This is a genomic window from Pseudomonas sp. NCCP-436 (genome assembly GCF_019656335.1).
Taxonomy (GTDB): domain Bacteria; phylum Pseudomonadota; class Gammaproteobacteria; order Pseudomonadales; family Pseudomonadaceae; genus Aquipseudomonas.
This window is the reverse complement of sequence record NZ_BPLZ01000004.1, coordinates 25105-38029: the sequence shown is the minus strand read 5'-3', so window position 1 is coordinate 38029 and position 12925 is coordinate 25105. Positions and strand designations below refer to the sequence as shown.

Below are 12925 nucleotides of genomic sequence, written 5' to 3'. Positions count from 1 at the left end.
TCCCAATGCGTGTATGGTGGCTGGGGGGAGCCTTGACCCTGTTGTTCTGGGCCCAGGGAGCTGTTGCTGGCACCCTGCTTGTAGTCGGCGATAGTATCAGCGCGGCTTTTGGCATGGATAGCCGCCACGGCTGGGTGGCATTACTGCAGCAACAACTGGAGGAGGAAGGGTTTCCGCACCAGGTTGTCAATGCCTCCATCAGCGGTGACACCAGTGCAGGTGGAGCGGCTCGTCTGCCGGCGCTGCTCGAGGCACATCGCCCGGAACTGGTGATTATCGAGCTGGGCGGTAACGACGGACTACGTGGTCAGCCACCGGCGCAATTGCAACAGAATCTTGCTGCAATGGTGGATGATTCGCGTCAGGCTGGCGCCCAGGTCTTGCTGCTTGGCATGCGTCTGCCGCCCAACTACGGGCCGCGCTACACCACGGCATTTGCCCGAGTGTTCAGCGACCTGGCCGAACAGAAGCAGGTATCTCTTGTGCCCTTTCTGCTCGAAGGGGTTGGCGGGATATCAGGCATGATGCAGAGCGATGGAATCCATCCCACCGCCGAGGCACAGCAGCATCTTCTGGACAATGTCTGGCCGACCCTGAAACCACTGCTTTGAGACTTCCCCGACTGCGGTCTTTCGGCTAATGTGCCGGCTCCCGCAATGGAGCCCCAGATGCCTCGCCTTGCCTGGTCCTTGTATGCCTACCAACTGATCGAGCCGGACGAGCAACTGGATCTTTTCGCCTGCCAGGAAGCACGTCTGCATCTGGTGGCACGACAGTTGCGCCTGGGAGGTCATGCTGATCGCACGCTGTGCGGCAGTCTGCTGCCGGCCAGGCCCCGCTGGCAGAACGTAGAGCGGACCTGCCTGCGTGACCGGAGGCTGTGCCCGCAATGCCTGGCCACGCTGGAGGCGCAGCGCCAGGGTTTGTGCTCCAACTGGGCCGATGGCTGACCACTGCACTGCGATATTCGGGCGATGTACAATCGGCGCAATTTCACTCAACTCACCAAGGAAGCCCGGATGTTGTCGCGACTTGTTGCAATCAGGCGAGGCCTGACACTGCTGGCGCTGTGCTGTAGCGCAACTGCGCATGCGCTCGAATTTCCCCTGCCACCTACGGGAGAGGATGTGGTGGGTGAAGTTCAGGTCATCAAGGCGCGTTACGAGGATACCTTCGCGGATTTGGGAACCGCCAATCACCTGGGATACCTTGAGATGGTGGCGGCCAACCCGGGGGTTGATGCCTGGCTGCCGGGAGAAGGCACCGAGATCATCCTGCCGACACGCTACATTCTGCCGCCTGGTCCGCGTGAAGGCATCGTGATCAATTTGCCTGAGTACCGCCTCTACTATTACCCCAAGGGTCGAGGCGTGGTGTACACCTATCCTCTGGGTATCGGGAGAGAGGGCTGGGGTTCTCCGCTGGGCACCGGACGGGTGACGCTCAAGACGCCCAATCCAGCCTGGTATCCGCCGAAGTCCATTCGCGAGGAGCATGCTGCCGAAGGAGAGCTCCTGCCCAGCGTGGTACCGCCGGGGCCGGACAACCCACTTGGGCCGTACAAGATGACACTGTCGTTCCCGGGCTACCTGATTCATGGCTCGAACAAGAAGTTCGGTATCGGCATGCGAGTCAGTCACGGCTGTTTTCGCATGCTCAACCACAACGTACTGGAGCTGGCGGCGATGGTACCGGTGGGCACGCCAGTGCGTATCATCAACGAACCGTACAAGTTCGGCATCAGTGGTGGCAAGGTCTACCTGGAGGCACATGCACCGCTGGATGACGAGGGTACACCATCAGTGGTGGACAAACACACCACGGTGATCAATGCGCTGCTACAGCGCGAGGAGCTCAGTGGCCTGAGTCTGGATTGGGAGATGGTGCGCGAAGTAGTGGCCGCCGAGGATGGTCTGCCAGTAGCGATCGCCCGACAAGTCGAACCGCTCGAAATCAGCGAGCAGATCGCCTTCTGATAGTCCCCCTCCAGGAAAAACGCTCGCACCTGTGTCGGCGTTTTTTCTTGTCTGGTCGAAAAACATCAATAAAAAAGCCGATCCGGGTATCCGGATCGGCTTTTTGAAAGCCAGATCGCAATTACTTGCGGCTAGCTTTTTCCAGCATGCGCAGGGCGCGCTCGTTGGCTTCGTCAGCGGTCTGCTGAGCCTTCTGAGCAGCAGACAGAGCTTCGTCAGCCTTGCGATAGGCTTCGTCGGCACGAGCCTGAGCACGGGCAGCGGCGTCTTCGGTGGCAGTCAGACGAGCTTCGGTTTCTTTGGAGATGCTGCTGCAACCAGTTGCCAGAACGGCAGCCAGAGCCAGAGCAGAGAATTTCAGAACGTTGTTCATCGTGTTCCCCTTGCGGTGGAGTTTTCCATAAAAAGCAATTCCCCAACTGCGGGAAATTGGCCGGCGTACATACTACCTATTACTTTTAGTAAGTAAACGGAGGCGAAGCAAGAGTGGCGTTTTTTTTATTGTCGCCGGTCTACTTAAGGAAATGTCGCCAAGAAAACCGCAAAAAGATCCGGCTTCTCTGGAACGAAGGCTTGGGTGGACTTGAAAAGACGCGTAGCGGCTCTTAGCTGGACATCTTTTGTCACCGGCTAAACTCTCGGGATGCTCGCTTAGCCTTTTAAGGCCTTGTGAAACGAGGCAGCTAGATGGGCCGATTTTCGAACGTTCTTGGTGTGGTTGTAGCAATTGTTCATGCCTGAGCGCTTGCTCGCCTGTTAAGCTTGCAGTAATAGACCACAGGCGACCAGCGCTTGCGTGTTTGATAAGGGCCGCCAAATAATACGAACGCGTCGCGACGGCGATCGCGGCAAGAGGAGTGATGATGAGCGAAGCGTTGTCCATCAGCCATGACCAGACGAATCACCAGTTCGTGACGACTGTAGGTGGAGATCGTGCCTATCTGGCCTACATGGATCTGGGCAAGCAGACGCTGGATATCTATCGCACTTTTGTGCCGAACTCTCTGCGTGGGCGTGGCATTGCTGCAGCTCTGACCGAGCATGCCTTGCGTTATGCCGAAACACACGGCTACACGGTGATTCCGTCCTGCTCCTATGTGGAGCGCTATATGGAGCGGCGTCAGCGCCAGGAAGCTGGCTGAATCGCTAAAGCACGGCGGCAGGTAGCTCTGCCGCCGCTTCTCTCTCAGACGCGCTTGCGGCCCGGGAGTACGTCCTTAAGCTTGTCGCGCATGCTGCGCAGGCTCTTCTCGGTGGTTTCCCAGTCGATACAGGCATCGGTAATGGATACGCCGTATTTGAGATCGGAGAGATTCTTCGGAATCGGCTGATTGCCCCAGCCGAGGTGACTTTCTACCATCAGTCCAACGATGGACTGGTTGCCTTCGACGATCTGGTTGGCGACATTCTCCATCACCAGAGGTTGTAGGGACGGATCCTTGTTGGAGTTGGCGTGACTGCAGTCGACCATGATGTTGGGGCGGATGCCAGCTTTGGCCAGTTCCTGTTCGCAGATGGCGACGCTGACCGAGTCGTAGTTGGGCTTGCCGTTGCCGCCGCGCAGTACCACGTGGCCATAGGCATTGCCCTTGGTGGTAACGATGGAGACGCCACCCTGCTGGTTGATACCGAGGAAGCGGTGCGGGCTGGAAACCGACTGCAGTGCGTTGATCGCCACGGTCAGGCCGCCGTCGGTGCCGTTCTTGAAGCCCACGGCTGACGAAAGACCTGAGGCCATCTCGCGGTGAGTCTGGGATTCAGTGGTGCGCGCGCCAATGGCGGACCAACTGATCAGATCCTGCAGGTATTGCGGGGAAATCGGGTCGAGCGCTTCGGTAGCGGTGGGCAGCCCCTGTTCGGCCAAGTCACGCAGCAGGGTGCGGCCGATATGCAGACCGTCCTGAATCTTGAACGAGTCGTCCAGATAGGGGTCGTTGATCAGACCTTTCCAGCCGACCGTGGTTCGTGGCTTCTCGAAGTACACCCGCATGACCAGGAACAGGCTGTCAGCAAGCTCGGCAGCCAGTACCTTAAGGCGCTTGGCGTATTCGTGTGCTGCCTTGATATCGTGAATGGAGCAGGGGCCAACCACCACGAACAGCCGGTGATCCTTGCCGTCGAGGATATCGCGAATCACCTGACGGCCATGGGCAACAGTCTTCAGAGCTGCATCAGTCAGGGGGATTTCGCGTTTCAGTTCATCGGGAGTGATCAGGGTTTCATTGGAGGCGACGTTGAGGTCGTCGATCGGTAAATCAGCTATCGTGCTATTCATCGGGTCAGGTCGTCAGGTCACGGGTGCCGGCCGCCAGCATCCCCTGTGGCGGTGCACAGCTAGTTTGTGCAGGGGGAGCCGAACCTTAGCGCGTAGCGGGCCTGACGACAATGGGCGTTAAGTTCAAGGCAACTACTACTGAGGATTATCAACGTATCAGTGTGGGTAGTCGGCGGCGTTCGTTGCGATCCACTGTCGGGCGCATTGCTCGATGCTATGACTTTCTCCGGACTCCCGCTCTAACTGATCATGGTAGCGCTGGATCTGGCAGATCTGTTCGATCATGCGAGCGCGAAACAGGCTGTCCTCGTCGATGAAGGCGATGCCGACACGGTAGCCGCCATTCTGGCTTTTACACCAGGCGATTACACCAGGACAGCGAGCCTGATCGCCTAGTAGTGGTACTCGCAATTCCACGGCTGTACCGCGACGAAAACGGCGTGGTGAGTTGCATGCGCCCCCTCCGAGGCTGATATTGTGCAGACGTTGCCCAGAGATGAGGGACTGCTTCCGTACGACCAGCTCCACCGGCATGTCGCTTGGATGACGCAAGAATTTACGCATGGGTCGCGATCTCGATAGAGGCAATTTGATATTGTGGATTCAGTATAGTCCCGCAAATGGAGCTCACGGATCTGGATGCTGACCATCAGTTGCTCGAGCTGCCTGGCGTCTCGCTTGTGGTTTTTACCAGCGAGGAATGTGACAGTTGTCGGTTAGCCCGGAAGATACTGCCGTCAATCGTGTTGCCGGTGATACGGCTGTGCTGGATTGACGCAGAGCGCAACGCAGGACTGGTAAGCTGCTACGAAGTCTTTTATTTGCCCGCGCTGTTCCTGGTGCGTGACGGTTTTTTCATGGGGCCCGTGCAATGTCGATTACTTTCTGATGATCTTGCTACTGCCATTGGTGAGGCTTTGACCCGCCCGGCTGAGGAGCTTCCCTGATGTCTGACGTTTCAAGGCTGCGTATCGGCATAATCGGTACTGGTGCCATTGGCGGTTTCTATGGATTGCTGTTGGCCCGTGCCGGTTATGACGTGCATTTTCTATCGCGCAGCGAGTATCCGGCTGTGCTCGAGCGGGGACTTCAGCTGAACAGCTCTGTATACGGGACGCTGCATCTGCAGCCTGTTCAACTCTACCGGCAGGCGGAGGATATGCCGCCCTGTGACTGGCTACTGGTCGGAGCGAAAACCACCGCCAATGCCGAGTTGGCGCCGCTGATTGCCCAAGTAGCAGCGCCAGACGCAAAGGTGGTGCTAATGCAAAACGGCCTGGCAGTAGAGGATGCACTACGATCTCTATTACCGGACAACCTGCACCTGCTGGGTGGGCTTTGCTACATCTGTGTGCACCGTAGTGCTCCTGGAGTGATTGAGCATCAGGCCTTGGGAGCTATAAATCTGGCCTACCACTCAGGCCCGGCAGACCAACCACAGCGTCTGGGGATCACGGAGGAGGGGGCCGGTCTGTTCCGGGCAGCAGGTCTGGATTCCGCTGCCATGGCGGATCTGAATCAGGCGCGCTGGCAGAAGCTGGTATGGAATATTCCCTATAACGGTCTTTCCGTGCTGCTTGATGCCAATACCCGTCAACTGATGGGCAATCCCGTCAGCCGCTCGCTGATCTACGACATTATGCTGGAGGTGGTGCAAACCGGTCGCACTCTGGGCTACGGAATGCCCGCACACTATGCGGAAAAGCTGTTGTCGGCGACTGATCGGATGCCTGACTATCTGCCCAGCATGTATCACGACTTCGCCCAGGGACGCGTGGCTGAGTTGCAGGCCATCTATGCCGAGCCGCTAGCTGCGGCTGACGCAGCTGGTTGCGACATGCCGAAGGTACGTGTTCTATACCAGGCGCTGTGTTTCATTCAGGCTCGCCAAGGGGTCTAGCATGAGCGAGAAGTTGGGAAACAAGCTGGTGCTGGCGATTTCCTCGAGAGCGCTATTCGATCTGAGTGAGAGTCACGCAGTCTACGAGAGCGAAGGTGTGGAAGCCTACCGGCGTTACCAGATTGAGCATGAGGACGAGGTCCTGATGCCGGGAGATGCCTTCTTGCTGGTAGAGAAGCTGTTGGGCCTCAATAGTCGGTTGAATGAGCAGCGCGTCGAAGTGATTCTGGTCTCGCGCAACAGTGCTGACACTGGCCTGCGAGCCTTCAACTCCATCCAGCATTATGGCCTCGGTATCTCGCGAGCTGCCTTTGTCGGCGGGCGCAGTCCCGATCCCTATCTGGCGGCCTTTGGCTGCCATCTATTTCTTTCCACCCACGCCGACGATGTACGTAACGCACTGAAGGCCGGTTTCGGCGCTGCCACGCTGCTATCCGGCGGCAGTCGGCGGGCCAGTAGTAACGAGCTGCGTATCGCCTTTGACGGCGATGCGGTGCTGTTTTCCGATGATTCTGAACGCGTCTATCAGAGCGGTGGCCTGCATGCCTTTCAGCATCATGAGCGCAAAGCGGCGAGACAGGTACTGCCAGGAGGGCCGTTCAAACCATTCCTGTCTGCCCTTCACAGTCTCCAGCAGGAGTTTCCGGAGGACGACTGCCCGATCCGTACCGCGCTGGTTACCGCTCGCTCGGCTCCCGCTCACGAACGGGTAATCCGCACCCTGCGCGAATGGAACATACGCCTGGATGAGTCCTTCTTCCTTGGCGGACTGGATAAGTCGGCAATCCTTGAGGCTTTTGCCGCCGATGTTTTCTTTGACGATCAGAGTGGACATTGCGAAAGGGCCCGCCAGGTTGTGGCCACAGGTCACGTACCGCACGGAATAAGTAACGAACCATCGCCTTGAGATGCTGTTGGAGGCCGGCAATCCTTTACGAACCGGAAGGCAGTCCACCTTCTGCAGCTTTATAGCCATTCGTCCTAAATAATGCCTTCCAACTTGCTTTATCCAGCGTCCTGCTAAGCTCAAAGAGGGGCCTGAAGCAGTCAGGAGGCCGCGGTGATCCGCTCCATACTCTATGCCACCGATCTGGGGCTATATACCTCCTATGTGCTGCAGCATGCGCTGACGTTGAGCCGTAGTTTCAAGGCCGACTTGTACGTAGTGCATGCGGTGGAGCCGATGGGGCTGTTTGCTGACTCCGTGCTGCAGACCTATCTGGACGAAGGCACCATGAATGATCTACGCCGGGGAGGTCTAGATACGGTAATGGCCAGCATTGAGCAGCGGGTGCTGGAAGGTTTTCAGGACGAGCTGAGTGAGGTTCAGCAGGATCCCTGGTTGATTCGAGCGGTACATGTACTGCAAGGTGATCCGCCTGTGGTGATCCTGGAGCAGGTGCAGAAGCTGGGTGTGGATCTGCTGGTTATCGGCAGTCATAGTCATGGGGCCGAGCTGGTTGTTCCACTGGGGCGTACGGCGGCGCGCTTGATCCAGCTGTGCGAAGTGCCGGTTTATCTGGTGCCAATGCCGCAGCATCGCATCCACAATGGAGTTTAGGTTAGAAAATATATAAATGATCTAGATTGTCCTAAATAACCAGATTTATGGTTATATAAGCCCATCGTATGGTCCGGCTCCCAGCGGCCTCGTCAGCCCCCATGGCAGCGTATGGCAGTTGACAAGGAAGAGTGTCCCTGGGCCAACAGTTTCGACGGCTTATTACTGCTTTGAGGGAAATCTATGAAGCTTCAGCAACTGCGCTACATCTGGGAGGTTGCGCATCACGATCTCAACGTATCGGCTACTGCTCAGAGCCTCTACACCTCCCAGCCGGGTATCAGTAAGCAAATCCGCTTGCTCGAGGATGAGTTGGGTGTGGAGGTTTTTGCCCGTAGTGGCAAGCACCTGACGCGCGTCACGCCAGCTGGCGAGCGGATCATCAGCACAGCCGGGGAAATTCTGCGCAAGGTTGAGAACATCAAGCAAATTGCTCAGGAATTCTCTAACGAGAAGAAGGGAACCCTTTCCATCGCTACCACCCATACCCAGGCGCGTTATGCACTGCCGCCGGTGATCAGTGCCTTTATCCGTCAGTATCCGGATGTGGCACTGCACATGCATCAGGGCACCCCAACGCAGATTGCCGAGATGGCTGCCGACGGCAGTGTCGACTTTGCTATCGCCACCGAGGGCCTGGAGCTGTTTAACGATTTGATCATGATGCCGTGCTACCGCTGGAACCGCTGCGTGGTAGTACCGCAGGGGCATCCGCTGAGCAAACTGCCGAAACTGACGCTGGAAGCGCTGGCTGAGCACCCCATCGTGACATACGTCTTCGGCTTCACCGGGCGCTCCAAGCTCGACGAGGCCTTCAGCCAGCGCGGCCTGATTCCCAAGGTTGTGTTCACTGCGGCTGATGCGGACGTAATCAAGACCTATGTGCGACTGAACCTGGGCGTAGGCATCGTGGCCAAGATGGCTGTCGATGAGAAGCTCGACGCAGATCTGGTAGTGCTCGATGCCGACGAGCTTTTCGAGCCCAGCATTACCAAGATCGGCTTCCGTCGCGGTACTTTTCTGCGTGGCTTTATGTGCGATTTTATCGAGCGCTTTGCTCCGCATCTCAATCGTGAGATGTTGGCCAGGGCCGTTCAGTGTTCGAACAAGTCTGAGCTGGAAGAGCTGTTCAGTGAGGTTGAGCTACCCATGCACTGAGATTAGGGCGCAGCTAACACAGAAAAGCCCTGCTCGAAAGAGCAGGGCTTTTCTCATTGAGCCTGCAACAGGCTCAAATCAAAGCCGTCGCAGCAATCAGCCGCGACGACGGAACAGGGGAACAGGCTGATCCGCCGACGCCTGGTACACCTCACTGTAGTCCTCGAAGGCTTTCAGGGCATCGTAGGGATCCTTGTCTGCTCGCAGAGCGAAGGCATCAAAACCGACTCGGCGCAGGGCAAACAGCTGGTCGCGCAAGATGTCGCCAATGGCACGCAACTCGCCCTTGTAGCCATAGCGGGTGCGCAGCAGGTAAGCGCTGGAGGAGTGCCGCCCATCGGTAAAGCTGGGGAACTCCAGAGCCACAACCTGGAAGTGCTCGAGGTCATCGACAATTTCCTCGACTTCCTCTCCGGCAGCAAGCCACACGCCCAGGCCGCCATCACGGGCCTGAAGCGCGTGAGCATGTTCACGCCATAATGGTAATGGCACGATGAGGTCCCCGCAATTGGGGATGTCGTTTAACGTTACATCCCGAGACAACAGTTGCCAGGTCTCGTCGACGACCTGGCCGTTCTTAATGATTCGCTGCATAGACGCGCTCCTTGAACGGGTCGATACCGATACGGCGGTAGGTGTCGAGGAAGCTTTCCTCTTCACTGCGGCGTTCCACGTAAACCTTGATGATTTTCTCGATTACGTCGGGCATGTCATCCTGGGCAAAGGATGGCCCGAGGATCTGTGCCAGAGCAGCATCGCGTCCGGCGCTGCCGCCCAGTGATACCTGATAGAACTCCTGGCCCTTCTTGTCGACGCCGAGAATACCGATATGGCCGACATGGTGATGACCGCAAGCGTTCATGCAACCCGAGATATTCAGGTCGATTTCGCCAATGTCAAACAGATAGTCGAGATCATCGAAGCGGCGCTGGATTGCCTCAGCCACCGGAATCGACTTGGCGTTGGCGAGCGAACAGAAGTCGCCGCCCGGACAGCAGATCATGTCAGTCAAAAGGCCGATATTTGGTGTGGCCAGGCCTAACTCGCGCAGCTCGTTCCACAGGGTAAACAGCTGACGCTGCTCGACGTCGGCCAGGATCATGTTCTGATTATGGCTGTTGCGTACTTCGCCGAAGCTGTAGCGGTCGGCCAGATCGGCAATAGCGTCGAGTTGCTTGTCACTGACATCGCCGGGAGCCACGCCGGTGGTTTTCAGTGACAGGGTCACCGCCACGTAGCCGGGCTGCTTGTGGGCGAAAGTATTGCGCTGACGCCAGCGGGCGAAGCCCGGGTGCTCGGCATCAAGCTCGGTGAGTAGGGCATCTTCGTCTTGCAGGCTCAGGTAGTCCGGATCCGTGAAGTGGGCTGCAACGCGCGAGATCTCGGCTTCGGTCAGCGTATTTGGTCCATCCTTGAGGTGGGCCCACTCGGCTTCAACCCGCTCGGCGAAGACTTCGGGCGTCAGCGCCTTGACCAGGATTTTGATACGTGCCTTGTACTTGTTGTCGCGACGACCGTAGCGGTTGTATACGCGCAGGATGGCGTCGAGATAGCTCAACAGATGACGCCAGGGCAGGAATTCGTTGATGAAGCTACCGACGATCGGAGTTCGACCGAGGCCACCGCCTACAGAAACGCGGAAGCCCAGTTCACCAGCAGCATTCTTCACTGCCTCCAGGCCGATGTCGTGAACCTCAATGGCCGCGCGGTCATGGACGGCTCCATTGACAGCGATCTTGAACTTGCGCGGCAGGTGGCTGAATTCCGGATGGAAAGTCGACCACTGACGGATCAGCTCGCACCACGGGCGCGGATCGATCAGTTCGTCGCGGGCCACACCGGCAAACTGATCCGTGGTGGTGTTGCGGATGCAGTTGCCGCTGGTCTGGATGGCATGCATCTGTACGCTCGCCAGCTCGGCGAGAATCTCCGGCACGTCCTCCAGATCCGGCCAGTTGAACTGAACGTTCTGTCGAGTGCTGATGTGCGCATAGCCCTTGTCGTAGTCGCGCGCGATCTTCGCCAGCATACGTACCTGGGCTGAAGACAGCAGTCCGTAGGGCACTGCGACTCGCAGCATCGGGGCGTACCGCTGAATGTAGAGGCCATTTTGCAGGCGCAGAGGGCGGAACTCCTCGCCGCTCAGCTCTCCGGCGAGATAGCGACGGGTTTGATCGCGGAATTGCTTGACGCGATCCTCGACGATCTTCTGATCGTACTGGTCATATACGTACATAAGAATCCTGTTATCAGGCTACTGCTAATCCGCGCGCACGACCGCGCGCCTCGTCAGGCTACGAAGCGTGCGCACCATACCAGTTCGGCTTTATGCGTAAAAGTGAAGTTTGAATATATGGCTTGTTCATTTGGTAATAAGCCTGCCGCTTTCAACTGACTCGGCTTGAGGACAGCATCAGGCTGGTCTTTACTGCCTTAGGTACGATGCCGGTTTCCTTGAATGAAATGAACAGAGCGGAGGAAAAGCATGAACGATCACGGAGATGCTGGTAACCGCGACAGCGTCGTCGATGCCTGGGCGATCCTGTTCCTGATTCTAATTGCAGTCAGCACGGCGGTATTTTGGGTCAGCGGGCGCTAACTGTACCGAAAGACACAACGGGGGCGGCTTCCGCCTGCAGATCACCGTATACTGCCCTTTCGAGTAGGGAGGCAGTGCCGGTGATCAAGTGTATGGTGGGGCTGTTGGCCATCCTGGGGATGATGTCCCCGGTTCTGGCAGCGCTGGAACGCCCGATTTCCGTTGTTTTTTTGAACCCCGGCTTCAGTCACGAACGCTTCTGGGTCGATTACACACGCTATATGCACGAAGCGGCCGAGGATCTTGGCATCAAGTTTCGGGTACTTCATGGCGAGCGAGACACCGCAAGACTGATGAATCATGCTCGGCAGGTGCTGGGGGAGACTGAGCGCCCCGACTACCTGATTTTCACCAATGAGCAGTTTAGCGCTCCGGAAATCCTGCGCCTGTATGCCGATAGTGGAATCAAACTGTTCGCCCTGCACAATACCCTGAACCAGGAGCAACTGGAGATTGTCGGCAGAAGTCGGGAGCGCTATGCCGACTGGATCGGCAGCCTGGTACCCAATGATGAGCAGGCTGGTTACCAGATGGGCCGTGCGCTGGTCGAACTGGCTCAGGGCCAGCCTGCTCAAATGCTCGCCTTTACCGGTATCAAACAGACTCCTTCAGCAACCCTTCGCCTGGAAGGGCTACAGCGGGCTCTCGATGAAGCGCCGCACGTGCGGTTGGTCCAGGCTTTGTATGGTGAATGGAAGCAGCAGCGTGCCTACGAGCAGGCGAGCCGGTTGTTGCACCGCTATCCCGAGGTTAGCCTTGTCTGGTCGGCCAACGACGAAATGGCTTTTGGTGTTATGCAAGCGGCGCATGAACAGGGGCGCTCACTGCATTACACTGCCCTGAATAACTCTCAGCGTGTACTCAAGGCCCGCGCCGACGGCCGCATTGAGGTTCTTGCCAGCGGCCACTTCCTGCTGGGTAGCTGCGCTCTGGCCATGCTTCACGACCATGCCCACGGTATGGACTTCGCAGAGCGCGGCGGTAAGGATCAAACGGCCGAACTGTTACGGCTGATTGATGCGCAGCAGGCTGCACGTCTGGCTCGACGCCTGCGGCAGCCCCGACTGAATCTTGACTTTACTCGTTTCAGCATGGTGCATAATCCGGGCGCGCAGCGCTACGCCTGCTCCATTGATGCTCTGTTGGAATGATCAACTTGCTGCCAAGTGCAGAATCAGTTTGACCAGGCCCAGCAATAGCAGGACGAACAAGCTGGTGAAGCCTACGCCGAGCAGGATGAAGTGTGCAGGCTTGCCGCGACTGAAATCGCGGCTGCGGTTTTTCCCGCTTTGCACACCAAGCGCTGCAGCCAGCACGCTTTGCAGCATCTCCAGAAAACTCAGCGGTTTTTGATCTTCGTCTCGATTCATGGCATATCCTCTGATCGGCACGCATCTCTTTATAGTCTAGGCGCTGAAGGAATAGGCCGCTGGATGCCTTATGCCGTGAAGCGAGA

At 57.5% G+C, this 12925-nt stretch carries 16 protein-coding genes; 10 read left to right on the top strand and 6 right to left on the bottom strand.

Annotated elements, in window-relative coordinates:
• The first annotated feature begins 5 nt into the window (after positions 1 to 5).
• From NCCP436_RS06020 to NCCP436_RS06010, 3 genes are all read left to right on the top strand, one after another.
• On the top strand, positions 6 to 611 hold the full coding sequence (locus NCCP436_RS06020) for an arylesterase (protein WP_220802996.1): 606 nt from the start codon (positions 6 to 8) through the stop codon (positions 609 to 611).
• A 57-nt stretch (positions 612 to 668) separates the two neighbouring features.
• Positions 669 to 950: a hypothetical protein gene (locus NCCP436_RS06015; protein WP_220802994.1), complete on the top strand. Its 282-nt coding sequence runs from the start codon at positions 669 to 671 to the stop codon at positions 948 to 950.
• 69 nt (positions 951 to 1019) lie between these two features.
• Positions 1020 to 1976 carry a L,D-transpeptidase family protein gene (locus NCCP436_RS06010; protein ID WP_220802992.1) on the top strand — a complete coding sequence of 319 codons (957 nt, stop codon included), beginning with the start codon at positions 1020 to 1022 and terminating at the stop codon, positions 1974 to 1976.
• Positions 1977 to 2097: 121 nt separating this feature from the next.
• Here the strand turns inward: NCCP436_RS06010 and oprI are convergent, their stop codons facing one another.
• On the bottom strand, positions 2098 to 2349 hold the full coding sequence (gene oprI / locus NCCP436_RS06005) for an outer membrane lipoprotei OprI (protein WP_220802990.1): 252 nt from the start codon (positions 2347 to 2349) through the stop codon (positions 2098 to 2100).
• 490 nt (positions 2350 to 2839) lie between these two features.
• Between oprI and NCCP436_RS06000 the strand changes: the two genes are divergently transcribed.
• Positions 2840 to 3118 carry a GNAT family N-acetyltransferase gene (locus NCCP436_RS06000; protein ID WP_220802988.1) on the top strand — a complete coding sequence of 93 codons (279 nt, stop codon included), beginning with the start codon at positions 2840 to 2842 and terminating at the stop codon, positions 3116 to 3118.
• A 44-nt stretch (positions 3119 to 3162) separates the two neighbouring features.
• On the opposite strand, the gene NCCP436_RS05995 is transcribed toward NCCP436_RS06000, so the two are convergent.
• Together NCCP436_RS05995 and NCCP436_RS05990 are read right to left on the bottom strand one after the other, a co-directional pair.
• Positions 3163 to 4239, bottom strand: a complete 1077-nt coding sequence (locus tag NCCP436_RS05995) for a 3-deoxy-7-phosphoheptulonate synthase (RefSeq protein WP_220803301.1) — start codon at positions 4237 to 4239, stop codon at positions 3163 to 3165.
• A gap of 168 nt (positions 4240 to 4407) precedes the next feature.
• Entirely contained in the window at positions 4408 to 4815 is a 408-nt protein-coding gene (locus NCCP436_RS05990; protein ID WP_220802986.1) for a PilZ domain-containing protein, read from the bottom strand.
• 56 nt (positions 4816 to 4871) lie between these two features.
• On the opposite strand from NCCP436_RS05990, the gene NCCP436_RS05985 reads away from it, so the two are divergent.
• The 5 genes from NCCP436_RS05985 to cysB all read left to right on the top strand — a co-directional run bounded on the left by NCCP436_RS05985 (position 4872) and on the right by cysB (position 8870).
• Positions 4872 to 5198: a thioredoxin family protein gene (locus tag NCCP436_RS05985; RefSeq protein ID WP_220802984.1), complete on the top strand. Its 327-nt coding sequence runs from the start codon at positions 4872 to 4874 to the stop codon at positions 5196 to 5198.
• On the top strand, positions 5198 to 6151 hold the full coding sequence (locus NCCP436_RS05980; RefSeq protein ID WP_220802982.1) for a putative 2-dehydropantoate 2-reductase: 954 nt from the start codon (positions 5198 to 5200) through the stop codon (positions 6149 to 6151). Before NCCP436_RS05985 ends, NCCP436_RS05980 begins: the two co-directional genes overlap by 1 nt.
• A 1-nt stretch (position 6152) precedes the next feature.
• Positions 6153 to 7058 carry a 5'-nucleotidase gene (locus NCCP436_RS05975; protein WP_220802980.1) on the top strand — a complete coding sequence of 302 codons (906 nt, stop codon included), beginning with the start codon at positions 6153 to 6155 and terminating at the stop codon, positions 7056 to 7058.
• Positions 7059 to 7211: 153 nt separating this feature from the next.
• On the top strand, positions 7212 to 7712 hold the full coding sequence (locus NCCP436_RS05970; protein ID WP_220802978.1) for a universal stress protein: 501 nt from the start codon (positions 7212 to 7214) through the stop codon (positions 7710 to 7712).
• 183 nt (positions 7713 to 7895) lie between these two features.
• Positions 7896 to 8870 (top strand): HTH-type transcriptional regulator CysB, encoded by a 975-nt coding sequence (gene cysB, locus NCCP436_RS05965; RefSeq protein ID WP_220802976.1) that lies wholly within the window; start codon positions 7896 to 7898, stop codon positions 8868 to 8870.
• A 96-nt stretch (positions 8871 to 8966) separates the two neighbouring features.
• On the opposite strand, the gene NCCP436_RS05960 is transcribed toward cysB, so the two are convergent.
• Together NCCP436_RS05960 and NCCP436_RS05955 are read right to left on the bottom strand one after the other, a co-directional pair.
• Complete coding sequence (locus NCCP436_RS05960; RefSeq protein WP_220802975.1) at positions 8967 to 9464, bottom strand: DUF934 domain-containing protein; 498 nt, start codon at positions 9462 to 9464, stop codon at positions 8967 to 8969.
• Complete coding sequence (locus NCCP436_RS05955) at positions 9448 to 11106, bottom strand: nitrite/sulfite reductase (RefSeq protein ID WP_220802973.1); 1659 nt, start codon at positions 11104 to 11106, stop codon at positions 9448 to 9450. The genes NCCP436_RS05960 and NCCP436_RS05955 overlap by 17 nt, the downstream gene beginning before the upstream one ends.
• 443 nt (positions 11107 to 11549) lie before the next feature.
• Between NCCP436_RS05955 and NCCP436_RS05950 the strand changes: the two genes are divergently transcribed.
• Entirely contained in the window at positions 11550 to 12620 is a 1071-nt protein-coding gene (locus NCCP436_RS05950; protein ID WP_309295051.1) for an ABC transporter substrate-binding protein, read from the top strand.
• On the opposite strand, the gene NCCP436_RS05945 is transcribed toward NCCP436_RS05950, so the two are convergent.
• Positions 12621 to 12839: a DUF2970 domain-containing protein gene (locus NCCP436_RS05945; RefSeq protein ID WP_220802971.1), complete on the bottom strand. Its 219-nt coding sequence runs from the start codon at positions 12837 to 12839 to the stop codon at positions 12621 to 12623. It lies immediately after the preceding gene.
• Between the last annotated feature and the right edge of the window lie 86 nt (positions 12840 to 12925).

Coding starts and splice junctions, on each gene's coding strand:
- NCCP436_RS06010 (WP_220802992.1), top strand. CDS start 1,020: ATGTTGTCGCGACTTGTTGCAATCAGGCGAGGCCTGACACTGCTGGCG.
- NCCP436_RS05975 (WP_220802980.1), top strand. CDS start 6,153: ATGAGCGAGAAGTTGGGAAACAAGCTGGTGCTGGCGATTTCCTCGAGA.
- cysB (WP_220802976.1), top strand. CDS start 7,896: ATGAAGCTTCAGCAACTGCGCTACATCTGGGAGGTTGCGCATCACGAT.
- NCCP436_RS06020 (WP_220802996.1), top strand. CDS start 6: ATGCGTGTATGGTGGCTGGGGGGAGCCTTGACCCTGTTGTTCTGGGCC.
- NCCP436_RS06015 (WP_220802994.1), top strand. CDS start 669: ATGCCTCGCCTTGCCTGGTCCTTGTATGCCTACCAACTGATCGAGCCG.
- oprI (WP_220802990.1), bottom strand. CDS start 2,349: ATGAACAACGTTCTGAAATTCTCTGCTCTGGCTCTGGCTGCCGTTCTG.
- NCCP436_RS05985 (WP_220802984.1), top strand. CDS start 4,872: ATGGAGCTCACGGATCTGGATGCTGACCATCAGTTGCTCGAGCTGCCT.
- NCCP436_RS05960 (WP_220802975.1), bottom strand. CDS start 9,464: ATGCAGCGAATCATTAAGAACGGCCAGGTCGTCGACGAGACCTGGCAA.
- NCCP436_RS06000 (WP_220802988.1), top strand. CDS start 2,840: ATGAGCGAAGCGTTGTCCATCAGCCATGACCAGACGAATCACCAGTTC.
- NCCP436_RS05955 (WP_220802973.1), bottom strand. CDS start 11,106: ATGTACGTATATGACCAGTACGATCAGAAGATCGTCGAGGATCGCGTC.
- NCCP436_RS05945 (WP_220802971.1), bottom strand. CDS start 12,839: ATGAATCGAGACGAAGATCAAAAACCGCTGAGTTTTCTGGAGATGCTG.
- NCCP436_RS05980 (WP_220802982.1), top strand. CDS start 5,198: ATGTCTGACGTTTCAAGGCTGCGTATCGGCATAATCGGTACTGGTGCC.
- NCCP436_RS05990 (WP_220802986.1), bottom strand. CDS start 4,815: ATGCGTAAATTCTTGCGTCATCCAAGCGACATGCCGGTGGAGCTGGTC.